Here is a 17,751-nt window from a genome sequence, read left to right on the forward strand (position 1 = left end):
GTTCTCTCCCCTTATAGATTATTTGATTGAAGAGATATAAGTAGCGAGTGCTTTTACATCATCAGCACTAAGATTTTTGACTTGAGCAGTCATTGTACCTTTTAATACACCACCGTATGTACCTGCTTTGTAACCGTCAAGAGCTGCTGTAATTTTAGCTGCATCCCAACCTGCAATGATTTGTGATTTGTTCAATGCTGATTTTTCTGCTTTTGCCCCATGACAGGTTGCACAGGTTTTAAAAAGGGTTTCACCATCTGCTGCAAAAATAGAAGTAGCACATACAAGACCTGCTAAAAACAATACCTTTTTCATCGTAACTCCTTATGTAAATAATAGGATAATTATATAGATTAAAAGTGAATTTATTGTGAAATAAAAAAGTAATTATTTTAATTTATTAAAAACTTTGTATTGCTCCCAATATGTATCAAGTGCTTCTTGGAGCTCTGTGTCAGTTAGTGTTGTTTTTTTCTTCACTCCAAAGCGGTTAATCAGTCCATCCACTAAGATAGAATTTTCTGCTTTTGGATTTTTAAGATACTGACTCATGGCATGTTTAACTTCCATCTCACTACTGTATTTGAGAAGGTAGCGGTAGAAAAATTTATCAATTTTTATAGCCATGTCTTCATGGCAGGGAATACAATTCTTCTCATATACACCTGTCTTTGCCCAGATAAAAGAGGCTATAATCATTAAAATAAGAACTTTTTTTACCATGCAATCCTCACTGTTGTTCCCTCGTGTAGTTGAGAGTCTATGCTTACATGTAAAGTATATTCTTTGGCGATGGCTGCTACGATACTAAGTCCTATGCCAAAACCTCCAACTGTACGATCAAACCTCACGTAGCGTTCAAAGGCTTGATTGATTTTTTTGGTTTCGATGCCTCTTCCACTATCACTAATCTCAATATATTCAGGTGTCAAAAGTACATGAATCGTTCCACCAATTTTATTATACTTGATAGCATTCGAGAGAATATTATCAATCAGTTTGGCAATTTTCTTACGATCTATCATCAAAAAAACATTTTCTTCAAGCGTAGATGTTAGCGTAAGTTTTTTTGATTCAATCAGAAGTGAAAAATACTCCAGTCGCTCTTCAATAATAACTTTAAGATTGACCTTTTCATCATGAGAAATGATATGATGAGAAAGCACTAAATAGGTAAGATCATCATAGAGATTTGAGATAGTTTTAGATGCAATGGTAATGCGTTTTATTTTTTTTACTAAACTCTCGTCCAAGGTTGCAAGCTCAATCATTTCAATATTAGAGAGAATTGTATTGACAGGCGTGTTGAGTTCATGGGTTGTGTCTTTAATGAAGCGATCTAAGAGCGTAATAGTATCTCTCATCGGGCGTAGAAGAAGACCCAGTAAAAAATAACCAATAACAATCAAAATACCAAAAATGATGGCACCATATGTCAAAAGCTTACGGAAAACTTTTTTCTCCCATGAAAGTGGTGCATCGATTTCAATCACAATATACCGAGCACCCAAATAGTAAGATTCTAACTCTTTAACAAAGTAGATATGATTTTTTTTGAGGTAAATATCTTCGTAAAGGTTGACTTTATTGGTACTCAATGTTGAAAAAATTTGTTTAAGACTACTATCGTAAATGGCAGAATTGAAACGTTCATCTCTTGGATATATTTGCTCTTTTCCAAGGTTTACATGTAAAGATTTGAGACGCACAATTTGCTCATTAGCAAGGGTAGAAAGAGCTTCTCTTTGATTTTGAAGCATCAAATCACGTTCCAAACCATAGTATAAAAAAGCTACAAATCCTAAAATAAGCAGTGCTAAAAAGGCGTAGAGAACTAAAAACGATCGAAGCGTTTTCTTCTCACGCGAGCGTAAATTTATATCCCAGTTTTTTAATGCTAACAATACGATCCTTCCCCATAATTTTACGAAGATTTTTGATGTAAGTACGCAAAGTATCGTCACTACCTTGTTCGTCGTATTCCCACAAATGTGTCATAATCATCTCGTGACTGATAATTTCATTTTTCTTTTGTAAAAAGAGTTTGAGTAGTTTTGCCTCTTTATTTTGGAGTTGTGCTGCTTTTTGATTGACTAACAGTTGGTTACTCAGGGGGTCATACTCAATACCTTCATCAATGCAAATTTTAGGACTTTGAGTATGAAAGAACTCACGTTTTAAAATGGTTTCGATACGAAAGAGAAGCTCTTTAAGTGCAAACGGTTTGCGTAGATAATCATCACAACCACTCTCATAACCATGTTCTAAGTCTTCAATAGCATTCAGGGATGTCAAAAAAATGGCAGGGGTTGTATTGTTCTCGTGGCGAATGCGTTTGAGGAGTTCAAATCCATTTAAAGAAGGAACATTGACATCAAGTAAAAAGAGGTCATATTGATGCTCGTATATAAGCTCTTCTGCGGCTTCACCGTCATATACAGGAGTAACATGATAGCCTTTAGACTCTAAAAACTCACAGACTGTTTCGCTAAGATTGATGTCATCTTCCAAAAGAAGGAGTCTAGTTTTGGGCATTGTCTCTTCTTTTTTTATCCTCTTCATAGAGTGCTTTTTCTTCTTCACTCATGGTTGGTACACGTTTGTCAAGTTCTTGGTAAAAATGCTCTTCTGCCTTTTGATCGACATACCCAATAAGCGCTATCAGCTCTTCGGTACTCATTTCACTAAAATCGGTTTTAGCAAACAACAAGCTCATAAGAATTAAACAGCAGAAGAGCGCTTTTTTCATTGTTTATTTCCGAAGTTCATTGATCCAGATAGAGAGGCTTTTAATCACATCTTCTGTTGCTGCATTAAATGCTTCTACTGCACCTTCTGCGCCATGGGTATTGGTGACATCTTTTTTTGAAGAAAGTTTAGTACTGCCTAACACTTCACCTGTTTTGATTTCAACAAGACGAAAGCGTATGCTTACATGTACATAGGATGTCCCATCTTCACGAAAAACCTCTTCAAAATTTTGAATAACTGGTTCTAAGACCAAGTTATTAGATGCCATAGACGTTCCTGAAATGACAGATCCAAAATGGTGTTGGTCTTGTAATGCCTCCGTGATGAGGTATTGAAGTTTTAAAGGAGGTGTTTCGCTCCATGCGCCGTATTTATAAGGCAACATTGCACCCTCTTTTTTATACACAATGGCTCTAGAATTAAGACCACTGGGCGCGTCAACATAAGCAATTTTGAGTACATCCTGATTGGCAACACTAAATCGCTCTAATTTCATCATAGGCTCAAGGGTGTAGTTGTAGGGTCTTTGCGACGCTTCTTTGATGCTACAACCGCTAAGAAGCATGAGTGTGGTAAGCGCTAGAAGTACGTTTTTCATCTTATTTCCTTTATCGTTCATTAGGTGCTGGTTGGATGGTCTCTTCTTTAAAGAGAAGATCGCTTGGACTGTCTTTGAGATTACTGACAAGATCTTTCGTTTCATTAACCAACACTTGTAAATCTTGAAGCGTTCTTTGAAGTGGCATTAAATTCTCTTTGAGCAAAATATCAACATCAAAGGAGCCTTTTTCGACTTTTTGGTTTAAACTACCCATGACAGTTTTAACACTTTGTGCAGAATCTCGTACATTATTCATCATATCAATCCCTGTATTATCAACTGCAGAAGAGAGGGAGTATGACATGTTCTTAATCCCAGTCGCAGCATTTGTCGCTTCTTTGAGTAACAGATTGATCTCTTTATTTTGGGCTTCAATATTTGCCATGGTTTTGCTAGTTGACTCAGCTATCTTGGCACTATTGGCAATAATGATTTCAAGGTTTTTGACATTTTTTTCGCTCATGATACTTTCTGCTCGCTCAAAAATCATTTCCGCTTTTGCACTTAGCGATGTAATCGTTTTATCAAGTCGTGAAAAAGTAGATGGGCGTGAATAGATGATGCCGTATTCTTCATCTTTATTACTTGTTTTAAGGTTTTTTGCTTCATTGGTTCCTCCTTGTAACTGGATATAACTAAGTCCAGTAATACCTTGTGCCTCAATCACGGCATACGTATCTTCTTTGATAGGAGCATTATCTTGAACACGTACAGTCACTAAAACTTCTTCAGCATTATACGGATTGATGGTAATACCTCGTACTTCACCGATCTGCACACCTTGAAGTTTAACGGGCGCTTTTTCATTTAAGCCAGAAACAGACTCTTTGGTGGTTATTTTGTAAAATTTGAAGTTTCCTTTATCGGAGTAATTACCGAGCCAAAGAATGGAGAAAACACCTCCAATAAGTAATACAAAGATAAATGCGCCTACTAAAATATAACTTAACTTATTTTCCATCTCAGCCTCAACTTAAAAATTTTTTCAACTCTTCATCGGTTGTTTGCTTTAAAAGCTCCATAGTTCCTTCAAATTGTACTTTTTTATTTCCTAAAATAATAAAACGATCCAGTACATTTGCCATTGTATCTTTATCATGGGTTACCATCACAACAGTAACACCAAGTGTATCTCGTAAGGTAACGATGAGTTCATCAAAGGCTCTTGCACTTTGAGGATCCAGTCCCGACGTTGGTTCATCTAAAAAAAGTAGCTTCGGGTCAAGTGCAAGGGAACGGGCTAGACCTGCTCTTTTTTTCATACCGCCACTGAGCTCGGAAGGATACATCGTTGCAACTTTGGGAGGAAGACCTACTATTGAGAGTTTCATTAACGAAGCTTCTTCGATGAGCCAATCGGGAACCTGCGTATACTCTTTCATAGCAATGGCTACATTTTCTAAAATAGTAAGAGAGGTAAAAAGAGCGCCAAATTGAAAAAGAACACCCCATCGTTGCCTCAATTTTTGAGCTGTTTTTTGAGAAGCAGTTAGAACATTTGTTCCTAGGACAATCATCTCTCCAGAATGCGCTTTTTGAAGCATGATCATCTCTCGAAGGAGCGTTGTTTTACCACTACCACTGCCACCCAAAAGTCCAAAAATCTCTCCTTTTTGGATTTTAAAACTAACACCATCATGAATAACATTGTCTCCAAAAGATGTGACAATCTCTTTTGCTTCGATGATCACAGGAGTTTTCATAACCCAAGCTCCGTCAATAAGACTGAAATAATTGCATCCATCGCAATAACCCAAAAGATAGCATTGACCACGCTGATGGTAGTGTATTTACCCACACTTTCAGTACTGCTATCGATCTGAAAGCCACGGAAACAGCCAATTGTTGCAATGATACATCCAAAAATAGGTGCTTTAATAAGTCCAATGATCAGATGTTTTAGCGCAACAGTTGCTTTGATACGGTCAATAAATTCGACAAAACTGACATCCAGTTTTGTGGTTGCAATCACCATACCACCAAAGATGGAGACAATATCTGCAAAGAATACTAAAAGGGGTAAAGAGATAATCAGGGCAAAAAGACGAGGTAAAACTAAAAAATTCCACGGTGAAAATCCCATAGAGCTCATCGCATCCACTTCATCGGTAATTTTCATAACGCCAATTTGTGCAGCATACGCCGAGGCACTCCGTCCTGCTATGACAATCGCTGTTAAGAGAGGAGCAAGCTCACGCACAGCTGAAATAGTCACCATCTCCACAATAAAAATATTTGCACCAAATTTTTCCAGCTGCGTTGCCCCTTGATAGGCAATGACAATACCGATTAAAAAAGAGGTCAGTAAAATAATCGGAAGAGCCCCCGCGCCACTTTGTTCAATATGATAAAGCGTTGCTTTGAGTCGAATTGTTTGTGGTTTCAGAAATGCTGCAAGTACAAAATGAGCAAGCTCACCTGTAAAAGAGAAGAAGGTTGCGAGGGTTTTATACCCTTCAAAGGCAAGTTTTCCAACATTTTCAAGGTACGAGAGTATAAAAATTTCTTTTGGTTCTTGAATTTTCTCTTTGGGGTAGTTCATTTCACAGACACTTAAAAGTTTTTCCAAAGAAGTGCTTGCTCCAATTTTTTCGACCGTACAGTCATGTGCTTCAAGTTGTTTTACATGATGCAAAATCAGCATAATTCCATACGTATCAAAATCTTTGATTCTTGAGAGGTCAATCGTATAGGTTGCTTTTGGCTGGCATGTTAGTGTATTGAATGCAAGTTCTAGCTTTTGAATCGATTCTTTGACCCAAACACCCTGCAATGCAACACTAAAATGATCTCCACTTTGTGTTATTTGCAGTGAGGGTTCTCTTTTCATTACACCACCCTATTTTTTTGTTCCATTATAACATAATTATATTACTCAAAATGACATAGAAAGGTTTTAGATCAGGATGTTATAATCATTGAAAAAAGGAGACTTAACGTGAAAAAAGCATTTTTTTTTAAGTATGGCTCTTTTAATATTTAATACACATTTTTTCGCAAAGGAGAATTTGATGAAAACTGAAGTTGCAACACTTGGAGGTGGATGTTTTTGGTGTTTAGAAGCCGTTTTTGAAGAAACACGAGGTGTTTTAGATGTGGTGAATGGTTATGTTGGAGGAGACGTAAAAGCACCAAGCTATGAGCAAGTCAGTAGTGGCTCAACAGGGCATGCAGAAGTGGTGCAAATTACGTTTGACCCAACTATGATTTCTTATGAAGCATTACTCAAAATATTTTGGCTTATTCACGATCCCACGTCTCTTAATCGCCAAGGGAATGATACAGGAACACAGTACCGTTCTGTGATTTTTTACCATAACGAAAATCAAAAAGAGAAAGCAGAAGCTTCAATCAAAGAATTTTCAAATAAATTTACAAAACCAATTGTGACTGAAGTAAAACCTTTAGAAACGTTTTACAAAGCAGAAGCCTATCATCAAGACTATTTCAAAAACAACCCAAACCAAGGGTACTGTATGTTTGTGGTCGCGCCTAAAGTAGATCATTTTAAACATGAATATAAGGATTTGGTGAAGTAGTTAAATCCTTTACATGTAAAGATTTTAGCTCAAAAATTTTTCACAAAATGCTACAATCTTACGTACGTTACATGTAAAGGTTTTTCAATGCAAGCATTGCAACAATTTTTTGAAGAAAACGATCGATTTGCAAAACTTTTAGGATTTCAAATCGAGGAGTTTAATATCGGTGTGGCAAAAGTCAGTGTCATCATCCAAGAAGAGCACCTTAATGCGGCTAATGTTGTGCATGGAGGGTTTTTATTTTCGCTCGCTGATTATGCATTTGCACTGGCCTCCAATTCCCATAATAAACTCTCTTTAGCCATCAGTGCTAATATTATGTTTCAACAAGCAAAGCCAAATGGCAAACTTTACGCGTATGCCAAAGAGCTTAGTATTGGAAATAAAGTCGCAACGTATGAAGTGCGGATAAGCGATGAAAAAGATAGTGTTATTGCAACATACACGGGAACTGTTTATCGAAAAGATAGCAATGTTATCTAGCTTTTACATGTAAAGCTAAAAGGTATGAATAAGACCTCGTACACCATCAATAAACATCTGTACCGACATCATTAAAAGGAGCATCCCCATCAGACGCTCCAAGGCTGAAAGTCCTTTCTCTCGAAGTAGCTTGTACAGCAATGGAGAAAGGTACATAATCAGTGCAGATATAAACCATGCAAGTAAAAGCGCACCAAAAAGTTTCCCTGTAGCATCTGCGTGAGATTTTCCCAGCACTAAAAGCGTAGCAAGGGTGGAAGGTCCTGCAATGAGAGGCATGGCGATGGGCACCATAAAAGGCTCTTTAGATGAGCCATAAAGCCCACTACTTCCTTCTTCTCCTGGGAAAATCATCTTAATACCAATAACAAAAAAGATAACTGCTCCTGCGATACGTACCGATTCTGTTTCCAGATGAAAGATATTTAAAAAAGAGCTCGCCTCCAAAGAGAAAAAGCGTCAAAATAGCGAGCCCAAAGATCATTTCTCGAATGATGATCCGTCTTCTTCGCGTTATATCAACATCTTTCAAAATCGAAAGAATGATAGGGACTGCACCGAACGGGTCGATTACAAACATTAAAAGTATAGCTGTTGAGACAATTGAAAATTCTGCGTTCATTTATTTCATCCAATCATGTTCTAAATTCAGAGAGTTTGAGGTTCAAGGTTTCCGTCATACGGCTTAAGTGTTCTGCTGCACTAGCGATCTCTTCAACACTTCTAGCATTTTGAGAAGAGATATCATTGATTTGAGAAACATCATTGATCATCGACTCAATGTCTGAGCCTGTTTTGAGATAGTTTTCAGCCGTTTTGTCCGAAACTTTTGTTGCATTACCCATGACGTGGAACATATTGTTTATTTTTGTCTCAACCTCGCTAGCCGTGGTTGCAAGTGATTCTACTTTTTTAGAATTCGATGTCATTTGATCGCTACTATCAGCAATGGCTTGAACGATCACATTAATCGTTGCATTGATTTCTTGGAGGCTTTTTTGGGTGCGTTCAGCGAGTTTTCGTACTTCATCGGCAACAACAGCAAAGCCGCGTCCCTGTTCACCTGCTCGTGCAGCCTCAATAGCCGCATTCAGTGCAAGTAAATTAGTTTGGTCGGCAATATCCCCAATGACCACTAAGATCTCTTTCACTTGGCTTGCATCTGAGCTGAGCTGTTGGATGCGGTGCGCTAGTTCAATTTCGATAGTGGCACTGCTTTGAATATCTTTGGTCAGTTCTAGTATTGCACTGTTGGCTTCTGTAAGATAACTATTGGCTTTGAGTAATTCTTCTTTTCCTGCCTTGGCTTCACCCATACCTATATGCATCTCATCTTTCAAAGTAGTGGCTTTGGTTGTTGTATTCCCCACGATGTTCATTGAAGTCTCAACAGCTCTTCCTCCCTCTAAAGACGTAGAGGAAAGTTCGTGGGAAATAGAGGAATTTTCGTTAGAGAGGTTCTTCGCTTCACTGATTAAGAGGCGCACTTTTTCAATAAAACGATTAATACTATGGCTTGCTTGTGCGATTTCATCGTTTCCGGTAATTTCAAGTTTTTGTGTTAAATCGCCATCACCGCTGGAAAGGTTGTCAGCTTTACTAATCAGATCATTGAGAGGATTTGAAATAGTTTTTTTAATGATAATAGCTGTAACAATAATGCTAAGAATGACTAATACTAAAGATATGAGTAGAAAAGAGCGAATTTGCGAGGCAACATTCTCACCAATTTGAGTTTTAAGTTTACCTACCTCTGCTTCAACATTATCCACATAGATACCAGTTCCTAGCGTCCATTTATAAGGCTCAAAAGGTACGGAATACGCAAACTTTTCAAACGCTTTACCATCTTTGACTTTTGGGAAAAAGTATTTAACGAGACCGCCACCTTTTTGTGCCGTTTCTATGAGCTCCTTAACAAAAAAGACTCCATTGGAATCTTTGAGTGCACTTAGATTTTTACCTTGGAGTGATTTATTGGTTGGAAGCATAACGTTGGTTCCATCGGACTCATAGATAAAAAGATAACCACTTTTGTCATCAAAAAAGCGTAGTCCATCAAGTTGTTCCACAATAGCTTCTTTAATTTTTTCATCGGATGATCCCTTGGCTTTTTCTGCTTTGTAGATTGCATTAGCACTCTGTTGCATCATTTCCATAATGGTTTTGAGTTCATTTTCATAAAAAGAGTAGGCACTCTTTTCGTAATCGTTTATAAACATGCTAGCATTGTTTTTAGTATTGGTGTAAGAGATACCAATTAAACAGGCACCCAAGATAAGGAGTGATAGGATAAGAGAGATTAAAATTCGTGTTGAAATTTTCATAACAATGCCTCCTTAATTCATAAGTGTAACAATTTATTCTATCATAAACAAAGTTTAAATATATCAACGAAAAGCGCTACAATGGCGGCTAAAAGAGTTTAGGAGAAGATATGAACCATTATGGTGAGTTGTTACGTAACAATGCAACGCTCCGAAGACTGAGTGTGATTCAACTCATCTGTTATTTTGGCGCATGGTTTAGCCATATGGCCATTTATACATTGCTCATAAGTCTTGACGCTCCTGTTTGGGCACTAAGCACCGCTGCAGCGTTTACCTTTTTGCCATCAATGCTTTTAGCCCCTTTTAGCGGAGCGATTATTGATAAAGTAGATACCAAAAAATTTATGCTTTTTTTAACAGCAATTGAGATTTTTACCGTTTTTTGGCTGATGTTTATTCACTCATTAGATGCGCTGTGGTTACTCCTAGTATTAATTCTTATAAGAATGGGAACAGGAAGTATCTATTTTCAAACTGAGATGTCATTATTGCCAAAGTTACTTAGTGATGATGATTTAAAAACTGCCAACGAAATTCATTCTATTATTTGGTCAACCTCTTATGCTTTAGGCATGGCAGTAGCAGGTTTTTACATTTACTATTTTGGAACAACCAGCGCTTTTATTGCCGATATGCTCTTGTATTGCATTGGGTTTTATATGCTTTTAGGACTTGATATTCCCTCTCTTGCAAGCAAACACACTTTACATGTAAAGGCAATGATTTGGAGTGGATTTACTTATTTACGAGCGCATCCCAAGATCATGCATATTATTTTTTTACATGCGAGTATTGGTTTTAGTGCGTATGATGCGCTCATTGCTCTCTTGGCAGATCATGTATACAAACATATTTTATCTATTTCGTTAGTCATGGGGGCTATCAATGCGGCACGGGCGCTTTCTCAAATTTTAGGACAGTTAGCGTTCAGCCGTTACATTAACCCTCAAACTCTTTTTTATCTTTTTATGGCACAAGGCATAAGCATTATGGTTTGGGGAATGTTGCAATATGATTTTTATCTTAGTTTTATTGGTATTTTTTTATGTGGACTTTTTACAACAACGTTATGGTCCTATACATATACTCTATTGCAATATGAAACAGATACTGAATTTTATGGCAGAGTCATTGCTTATAATGATATGGTTTTTATGGGCGCCTGTACAGGAGTTTCTTTCGCTATTGGCGCATTGTTTGATTTTGGTATCTCTTTATGGCAAGTAACCTGTGGGTTAGGAGTAGCTTTTCTCCTTTTTGGTTTTTACTGGAAATGGATACAAAAACTGTGATAAAATAATCTTTTTGAGTGAAAGGGTTGCGTATGAATATTCGCACGAGGGTTAAAATTAGTTTTGTTCTGATTATAGCAATGCTACTTTTTCTAGGAATGATTAGTGTTGTTATTACCTATCAAATTAAGGAAAATAGTAATTTTAGAGAGAGTATCTCTTCTATTCTGCTGATGCAAGAGGGAATGAATGATATTATTCTTGAGAGTACAAAAACCACAGAAGCTCAAAAATTAGAACAATTGCATACCGAATTCGCAACCTATGAAAAGCGTTTTGAATACTTACGTACGAAGTTATCTCAACATGCACATAACTATTTTTTTAATACACTACTTCCTAATATACAAAAAGATAAAACAATCAAACACTATCTCAACACTCTTTATACCAACGAACATCGTCTTGAGCTTATGTATGATGAGATTTTCAAACTTGAATGTGAAAAACTAGAATACGTTGCTATATTTAAAGCTCTTTATCCAGAAGAAAATAGTGCACGCGTTGAAATTCAAGAACATATTTTGCACAATAATCGTATAGAACAGATCAAAATACTCAGTGATCTTCGCTACTATAGCAAGGAGATGCTGTATCAACATGGCAATAATGCCACCATGCTAAAGTGGCTTGCCCCTATTGATAAACTGATTGATACAACGACAAAGGGGACTGGGGATCTTCATGAAAATTTGATTCATTATAAAGAGATTGTACGTACAATTGCTGAAAAAACAATCAAAATTGAAGAAACAAAATTGATTGAACATTCAACGATTGATCAGGCTTCTGAAGTTTTGGATGATAACAAAAAAGTAAGTATTTCTTTAGAAGAGATGATCGCAGAGCTTTCCAGTAACTTTCTTGATCAGATGCGTTTGATTCAACTTTTCGTGGGGATAGTGACCATCCTTTTTATCATTTTGCTTGCCATTAAGGTTTCTCGCAATGTATCTCTTACTATGGATGAGGTGGAAGCAAAAATAGAAGAGGGGCTTGAAGAGGTTAATGCACTCAATCGTGAGATCGAAGATACACAAAAAGAGGTTCTTTTTACGATGGGTTCTATTGGTGAGACGAGATCTAAAGAGACAGGAAATCATGTTAAACGTGTGGCAGAATACACGAAAATGCTTGCACTCTATTATGGGCTTGATGAAGAAGAGGCTGAAATGCTTAAACTCGCTTCTCCAATGCATGATATAGGTAAAATTGGTATTCCCGATAGTGTGTTAAATAAACCTGGAAGGTTTGATGAACAAGAGCGTGAAATTATGAATACGCATGCGATGCTTGGGTATGAAATGCTCAAACATTCACAAAGAGAACTTCTCAAAATGGCAGCTATTGTGGCAAAAGAACATCATGAACGCTATGATGGGAAAGGTTATCCTGATCAAAAAAGTGGCGAAGATATTCATATTTATGGGCGTATTACGGCGTTAGCAGATGTCTTTGATGCGTTAGGAAGTGCAAGAATTTATAAACCTGCATGGGAAGATGAAAAAATCTTTGCATTATTTAAAGAAGAGAGAGGAAAACAGTTTGATCCAAGGCTCGTTGATATTTTCTTTGAACATTTAGATGTTTTTTTAGAGGCTCGTGAAAATTTAAAAGATTAAATTCACAAATACTTCACGATTTTGCGTTAAGATTTCATCATATAAAGAAAAGGAGTCCCAGATGAAAATCTTAAATACACTATTAATCTCAGCTGTGTTAGTCCTCAGTGGTATCACAAGCGCTCAGGCCATGGGCGATAGAGAAAAGGGTGCTCTGATTGGCGCAGGTGCAGTTGTATTACTAGGTGGCTTAATTAATGCATCACAACAACCAACACGTTATGTTGAAAGTCCTGTATATTATGAAACGAGACCAACGGTCGTGTACAGAGAACCTGTTTATGTACACGAGAGGGTTATTTACGTTGACCCACCACGTCATCATCGCTACTATGACGACGGTTATTACCGTTCTTATAGATAATCATTAAAAGTTCAAACTTTGAGGTAGCGACACCCATCGCTACCTTTTTTGTAATACTGCTATTCGTTTACCATCTGTTTTTACAACTTCTAACCCACACTGTCGCGCCAAAATCTCAAGTGTTTTTGGAGTATAGAATATAATATGTGTTGGGTCTCTTCGATACCACCATGTGAAAAAATGAGCTTGATCATCACCATGAAATAGGGTCATTAATGCAATAATGCCATTAGGTTTAAGATGTTGGGTTAAAAGTTTTAATGTTTCATTGGGGTTATCTAAATGTTCAAAAACTTCGGTTGAGGTGATGACATCATACGTTTGATGCTCAAAGCATTTTATAGGCTGGTAAAACTTATCATAATAATCAACATGAATACCTCTATTGGTTAAAAGTTGGCTCAGAACAGGTGTTGGCCCAGAACCAAAATCAAGGGCTTTTTCTTTACATGTAAGATCATTCCAAAAGAAATCTAAAAAATCCTCAAACATCTTTACGTAACCTGCATTTTCTAACGAATTTCGATGATTGTTGTAGAGGCTATGCTCTTTTTCCAATGTAAGATAATAGGCTGAATCAAGGCAAATGCAGTGACAGTGTGAACAGTAAAAATAGCGCTTTTGAAGTTGTGTATCTTCCCATAATTTTGTAGGATAATTGCAAATTTTTACATTTCATTTTTTTAACTCTCTTTCCAATTTTTTTCAAAAAAAGATACTTAAGTAAATAATTTTTTACTAATTAAGCATTATTATAAAGAATAGTTGATATTATATCTGCAAAATATTATGAAAGCTAAAAACAAAGATGCGTAAACTCATCGGAATTCTCCTGTTTATATCTCTTTTTATGTTGCCATACTTCTTTGCCAATACAAAATTTGAAGGTAATGTGATTCGTTTAGGGATGAGTGGTCCTTTTAGTGGTGGGCTGACAAGTGTTGGTAATCAGTTTTTACTAGGCGCGGAAATCTATCTTCAAAATTTAAATGACCACGGTGGTGTTTATGGAAGAAAGATAGAGATTATCGCTAAAGATGATCGTTATGAGCCAAAAATTGCCATTGAAAATGTTGATGAGTTGATTAAAAAAGATAAAATTTTTGCTCTTTTTGGCGTTATTGGTACACCCGTAGCTGAGGCTATTTTCCCCATCGCCATTGAAAAGCGGATACCTTTTGTAGGTGCGTATTCAGGAGCAGAATTTCTGCGTAATCCTCCTAACCCCATTGTCCTTAATGCCAGAGCCAGTGATCTCGATGAGATTGAAAAGCTTGTACAATATTATGCGGATGATCTTAAATATAAACGTTTTGCACTGTTTTATCAAAATGATAGTTATGGAAGAACAGGTCTTAGTGGTGTTAAAAATGCTCTTGCAAAGCGCAATCTTGTACTCGTAGGAGAGGGGAGTTATAAACGTAATACACTCTCTGTTGGAAATGCTTTGTATGAAATAGAGTTATGTAATCCAGAAGTTATTTTAATGATAGGCTCTACGACACCAACAGCTGAGTTTATTAAGCGGGCACGCAAAAGTCAAAAAATCCGTCAGAATATTCAATTTGGTCTTTTTTCTTTTATCGAACCTAAACCGCTGATTGATTTTTTACATGGCAATGGTAAAGGGATCACTTTCGCACAAGTTGTACCTTCGCCGTGGACCTCAGAAGTGGATGAGGTAGAAAATTATCGTATGTTGATGCATAAATATTACCCTAAAGAAGAACTAGGGCATGTTTCATTGGAAGGATATTTTGCAGCGCGTATGATTGCGGAGGTTTTTAAAAGTTTGGGGAAAGAGTTTACAAAAGAAGAGTTTATTAAGGCGTTGGGAACATTTTCAAAAACATTAGATGAAACTGCCATTTCTAAAAATAGAGATGAGCGTTGCAAGTGTTTACATCGTGTCCATTTAAGTGAATATGTCGATGATGATTTTTACTCGGTAGGGCAAAACGATGAACACTAATCCTTTGAGTGATTTTATGGGTAGCATCGATGAGATGACGATTGCGAAAAAGACAACACTTCTTTTTCTCATTATGGTCGTCGGTATGTTTTTTATTGGAAGTTTTGCTCATATGAGTATTAACCGCATTAAAAATAATTTTGATATTTTATATACTAAACGAATGTTACCAACCATTCGTCTTGAAAATCTCAAAGATATTTATACCGTCAATGTGTTAGATACGATTCGAGATATTGAAAAAGGCCTTATTAGTGCGCAAGAAGGTAAAACAGTTATTGCCCTTGCGCAAGAGCTCATTAAAATTGAACTTCAAGAGTATAAAAATAGTTTGAGTATTGATGAAAGTGATTGGCTTATTAAGCTAGCACGCTCATGGGGATTTATGGATGATCCTATGCATAAACCATTTTTTAAAACTAGAGAGGATGATATTTTAATCTCTAAAATTGAGCAAAAAATCCATACGATTGATGGAATTTTACTCAAAATGTTTAATTATTTTGAAACCAAACAATCGCAAAAAGCCATTGACGTATTACAAAATGAACTCTACCCCAGCGTTTATTCAATCAATATTGATTTAACAGGTTTGATCAATCTCAATTTAGACAGTGCGAAAGAGGGGTACGCTCGTACAGAAAAAGTTTATGATAATACGTTTGAGTGGATTGTGGTAGCGACGATTGGTACGATTGCTTTTGCAGCACTTTTAGCCATCGTTTTGTTACAAAATATTCGTCTACTTCATGCGAGACTCGCCAAGATGGTTGATGCTAAAACCTATGAGTTACAACAACTTAATCGAAACCTTGAGCTTAAGGTGCAACATGAGGTAGATCAAAGTCGCCAAAAAGATCAGATCATGTTTCGTCAATCAAGGCTTGCCTCAATGGGTGAGATGATTGGTAATATTGCGCATCAGTGGCGCCAACCGCTTAATGCGATTGTACTTATTATTCAAAGCTTTCAGATGAAACGTTTGGCAGGAGTAGAATTAAGTGATGAATTTATCGATAGACAGGTCAAAGAAGGTATTGCATTAGCGTCACTGATGTCACATACTATTGATGATTTTCGTAATTTTTTTAAGCCAAATAAAAATGAAGAGCATTTTAGTGTTAAAGATACCGTGGAGTATAGCCTGAAGTTGGTAAAAGCATATTATGCAAAAGCTGGTATTGATATTTTTTTAAATTGTACTCAAGATGTACAGATTAGTGGTTATCCCAATGAGTTTTCACAGGTGCTAATGAATCTCTTTTCTAATGCTAAAGATGTTTTAGAAGAGCGAAATATTGAAAAAAAATATATTGAAATTATCATTACAAAGCAAGCAAATAATGCAGTCATTAGTGTGATAGATAATGGCGGTGGGATTAGTGAAGAGGTCCAAGATAGAATGTTCGAACCCTATTTTACAACCAAGCATAAATCCTCAGGAACAGGTATAGGATTGTATATGTCCAAACAAATTATTGAGAAACAGATGAGGGGTAGTATTATTGGAACGAATATATCGTACGTTTTTAGTAATGGTAAGCGTTACGAAAAATGTGCAATTATAACCATTTTAGTACCACTTGATAAAAAGGAGGAAAAATAATATGGATTTTAATGGATTAAAAGATTGTGTGGTGTTATATGTCGAAGATGAAAAATCAGTGCAAATACAAACGCAGATGATTTTAAAAGATTTTGTCAAAGAAGTATATATTGCATCAAATGGAGAAGAGGGGCTTAAAATTGCGCTTGAAAAAGATATTGATATTATTGTAACAGATATTTTAATGCCTGTTATGAATGGTATTGAGATGCTCAAAAAGCTTAAGAATGAGTATCATCGTGATATTCCAGCGATCATTACAACGGCATTTACAGAAACAGAATATCTTATTGAGGCGATTACTCTGAAGGTTGATGGGTTTATTATGAAACCGATTAATGTCAAAGATTTAATCAGTACCATTTATAGTGCGATGCTCCCTAAATTGCATAGCAAAGAGATTCAAGGGTGTTCTTTTATTATTGAAGGACTTGCTGCTCTTATAGGGGGGAAAAAAATTGAGATTTTGAAATACATCATCAGCCATTTAGATGATGATAAAATCTTTAATGGCTCATATCAAGATATTATTGATAATATTGGCGTGAGTAAGCCTACGGTTGTACATATGTTTCAGCAACTTATCAAAGTGGGTATTTTGGAAAAAGTTAAAAATAAGATGTATCGTTTTAGAAACACCAAGCTTGTTGGAGATCAATAGATGAGGAAAATAGTTTTAGTTTTATTGTTAGGGATATGGAGTGCTCTTATGGCAAGTGAGGTTGTTTTTGAAACAACCCAAGGAACGATTGTGTTTGCATTGAAGCCTGAGGTAGCACCGAAAGCATGTGAAAATTTTGAAGCTTTGGTGAAAAAAGGATACTACAATGGCATCACTTTTCATCGCATTATTAAAGGCTTCATGATTCAAGGTGGCGACCCTACGGGAACAGGACGTGGTGGTGAATCCATTTATGGGAAACCATTTGAAGACGAATTTAAACCCAATATTGTATTTAACAAACCGGGAATTTTAGCTATGGCGAATGCTGGTCGCAATACGAATGGAAGTCAATTTTTTATCACAACTGTTCCAACACCGCACCTCAACGGTAGGCACACTATTTTTGGTGAAGTGGTTGAAGGTATGGATGTTGTTCGTAAGCTTGAAAATATTACAACTGATGGTAGAGACATGCCGATGCAACCACAAAAAATTCTCAAAGCGTATTTAAAATAATTTAAGGT

The 17,751-nt window shown here is 36.5% G+C and carries 22 protein-coding genes; 9 read left to right on the forward strand and 13 right to left on the reverse strand.

Translation table 11 applies throughout. From position 1 onward, the window contains the following. Window positions 1-18: 18 nt before the first annotated feature. From Sdiek1_RS00650 to Sdiek1_RS00690, 9 genes are all read right to left on the reverse strand, one after another. Window positions 19-315 carry a c-type cytochrome gene (locus Sdiek1_RS00650; protein ID WP_087437426.1) on the reverse strand — a complete coding sequence of 99 codons (297 nt, stop codon included), beginning with the start codon at window positions 313-315 and terminating at the stop codon, window positions 19-21. Window positions 316-387: 72 nt separating this feature from the next. Beyond that, entirely contained in the window at window positions 388-723 is a 336-nt protein-coding gene (locus Sdiek1_RS00655; protein ID WP_087437427.1) for a hypothetical protein, read from the reverse strand. After that, window positions 717-1,904: a sensor histidine kinase gene (locus tag Sdiek1_RS00660; protein ID WP_087437428.1), complete on the reverse strand. Its 1,188-nt coding sequence runs from the start codon at window positions 1,902-1,904 to the stop codon at window positions 717-719. The genes Sdiek1_RS00655 and Sdiek1_RS00660 overlap by 7 nt, the downstream gene beginning before the upstream one ends. Continuing rightward, the gene (locus tag Sdiek1_RS00665) at window positions 1,861-2,535 is read right to left on the reverse strand and encodes a response regulator transcription factor (RefSeq protein ID WP_238099068.1); all 675 of its coding nucleotides are present in this window, start codon (window positions 2,533-2,535) and stop codon (window positions 1,861-1,863) included. Before Sdiek1_RS00665 ends, Sdiek1_RS00660 begins: the two co-directional genes overlap by 44 nt. Then, complete coding sequence (locus Sdiek1_RS00670) at window positions 2,522-2,749, reverse strand: DUF1104 domain-containing protein (protein WP_087437430.1); 228 nt, start codon at window positions 2,747-2,749, stop codon at window positions 2,522-2,524. Before Sdiek1_RS00670 ends, Sdiek1_RS00665 begins: the two co-directional genes overlap by 14 nt. Window positions 2,750-2,752: 3 nt before the next feature. Continuing rightward, window positions 2,753-3,349, reverse strand: a complete 597-nt coding sequence (locus Sdiek1_RS00675; protein WP_087437431.1) for an ABC-type transport auxiliary lipoprotein family protein — start codon at window positions 3,347-3,349, stop codon at window positions 2,753-2,755. 10 nt (window positions 3,350-3,359) lie between these two features. After that, on the reverse strand, window positions 3,360-4,313 hold the full coding sequence (locus tag Sdiek1_RS00680; protein ID WP_087437432.1) for an MlaD family protein: 954 nt from the start codon (window positions 4,311-4,313) through the stop codon (window positions 3,360-3,362). 7 nt (window positions 4,314-4,320) lie between these two features. Next, window positions 4,321-5,043, reverse strand: a complete 723-nt coding sequence (locus tag Sdiek1_RS00685) for an ABC transporter ATP-binding protein (protein ID WP_238099241.1) — start codon at window positions 5,041-5,043, stop codon at window positions 4,321-4,323. Window positions 5,044-5,051: 8 nt separating this feature from the next. Next, a complete protein-coding gene (locus Sdiek1_RS00690) occupies window positions 5,052-6,182 on the reverse strand; it encodes an MlaE family ABC transporter permease (RefSeq protein WP_087437434.1) in 1,131 nt (376 codons plus the stop codon). Between the two features lie 181 nt (window positions 6,183-6,363). Here Sdiek1_RS00690 and msrA point away from each other — a divergent pair, with 181 nt between their 5' ends. Then, a complete protein-coding gene (msrA, locus tag Sdiek1_RS00695) occupies window positions 6,364-6,891 on the forward strand; it encodes a peptide-methionine (S)-S-oxide reductase MsrA (RefSeq protein WP_087437435.1) in 528 nt (175 codons plus the stop codon). Window positions 6,892-6,978: 87 nt separating this feature from the next. Next, the gene (locus Sdiek1_RS00700; protein WP_087437436.1) at window positions 6,979-7,377 is read left to right on the forward strand and encodes a PaaI family thioesterase; all 399 of its coding nucleotides are present in this window, start codon (window positions 6,979-6,981) and stop codon (window positions 7,375-7,377) included. A gap of 15 nt (window positions 7,378-7,392) precedes the next feature. On the opposite strand, the gene Sdiek1_RS00705 is transcribed toward Sdiek1_RS00700, so the two are convergent. From Sdiek1_RS00705 to Sdiek1_RS00710, 3 genes are read right to left on the reverse strand one after another with little or no spacing between them, the layout of a single operon-like run. Next, complete coding sequence (locus Sdiek1_RS00705; RefSeq protein ID WP_202819572.1) at window positions 7,393-7,824, reverse strand: MarC family protein; 432 nt, start codon at window positions 7,822-7,824, stop codon at window positions 7,393-7,395. Beyond that, window positions 7,733-7,999, reverse strand: coding sequence for a MarC family protein (locus tag Sdiek1_RS15530; protein ID WP_202819573.1), 267 nt, complete (start codon window positions 7,997-7,999; stop codon window positions 7,733-7,735). Before Sdiek1_RS15530 ends, Sdiek1_RS00705 begins: the two co-directional genes overlap by 92 nt. Before the next feature lie 13 nt (window positions 8,000-8,012). Then, window positions 8,013-9,704, reverse strand: a complete 1,692-nt coding sequence (locus tag Sdiek1_RS00710; protein WP_087437437.1) for a methyl-accepting chemotaxis protein — start codon at window positions 9,702-9,704, stop codon at window positions 8,013-8,015. A 110-nt stretch (window positions 9,705-9,814) separates the two neighbouring features. Between Sdiek1_RS00710 and Sdiek1_RS00715 the strand changes: the two genes are divergently transcribed. The 3 genes from Sdiek1_RS00715 to Sdiek1_RS00725 all read left to right on the forward strand — a co-directional run bounded on the left by Sdiek1_RS00715 (window position 9,815) and on the right by Sdiek1_RS00725 (window position 12,985). Continuing rightward, a complete protein-coding gene (locus Sdiek1_RS00715) occupies window positions 9,815-10,999 on the forward strand; it encodes an MFS transporter (protein ID WP_087437438.1) in 1,185 nt (394 codons plus the stop codon). A gap of 32 nt (window positions 11,000-11,031) precedes the next feature. Further along, window positions 11,032-12,621, forward strand: coding sequence for an HD-GYP domain-containing protein (locus tag Sdiek1_RS00720; RefSeq protein WP_087437439.1), 1,590 nt, complete (start codon window positions 11,032-11,034; stop codon window positions 12,619-12,621). Between the two features lie 61 nt (window positions 12,622-12,682). Next, window positions 12,683-12,985 carry a hypothetical protein gene (locus tag Sdiek1_RS00725; RefSeq protein ID WP_087437440.1) on the forward strand — a complete coding sequence of 101 codons (303 nt, stop codon included), beginning with the start codon at window positions 12,683-12,685 and terminating at the stop codon, window positions 12,983-12,985. Window positions 12,986-13,024: 39 nt separating this feature from the next. Here the strand turns inward: Sdiek1_RS00725 and Sdiek1_RS00730 are convergent, their stop codons facing one another. Then, window positions 13,025-13,477: a class I SAM-dependent methyltransferase gene (locus tag Sdiek1_RS00730; RefSeq protein WP_238099070.1), complete on the reverse strand. Its 453-nt coding sequence runs from the start codon at window positions 13,475-13,477 to the stop codon at window positions 13,025-13,027. Window positions 13,478-13,793: 316 nt separating this feature from the next. Here Sdiek1_RS00730 and Sdiek1_RS00735 point away from each other — a divergent pair, with 316 nt between their 5' ends. From Sdiek1_RS00735 to Sdiek1_RS00750, 4 genes are read left to right on the forward strand one after another with little or no spacing between them, the layout of a single operon-like run. Next, a complete protein-coding gene (locus Sdiek1_RS00735; RefSeq protein WP_087437442.1) occupies window positions 13,794-14,957 on the forward strand; it encodes an ABC transporter substrate-binding protein in 1,164 nt (387 codons plus the stop codon). After that, the gene (locus tag Sdiek1_RS00740) at window positions 14,947-16,563 is read left to right on the forward strand and encodes a sensor histidine kinase (RefSeq protein WP_087437443.1); all 1,617 of its coding nucleotides are present in this window, start codon (window positions 14,947-14,949) and stop codon (window positions 16,561-16,563) included. The genes Sdiek1_RS00735 and Sdiek1_RS00740 overlap by 11 nt, the downstream gene beginning before the upstream one ends. Before the next feature lies 1 nt (window position 16,564). Further along, window positions 16,565-17,224, forward strand: coding sequence for a response regulator (locus Sdiek1_RS00745; protein ID WP_087437444.1), 660 nt, complete (start codon window positions 16,565-16,567; stop codon window positions 17,222-17,224). Next, entirely contained in the window at window positions 17,225-17,743 is a 519-nt protein-coding gene (locus Sdiek1_RS00750; RefSeq protein WP_087437445.1) for a peptidylprolyl isomerase, read from the forward strand. Window positions 17,744-17,751: the final 8 nt, after the last annotated feature.

It is taken from the genome of Sulfurospirillum diekertiae (genome assembly GCF_002162315.1).
In the GTDB taxonomy this organism is placed as follows: Bacteria; Campylobacterota; Campylobacteria; order Campylobacterales; family Sulfurospirillaceae; genus Sulfurospirillum.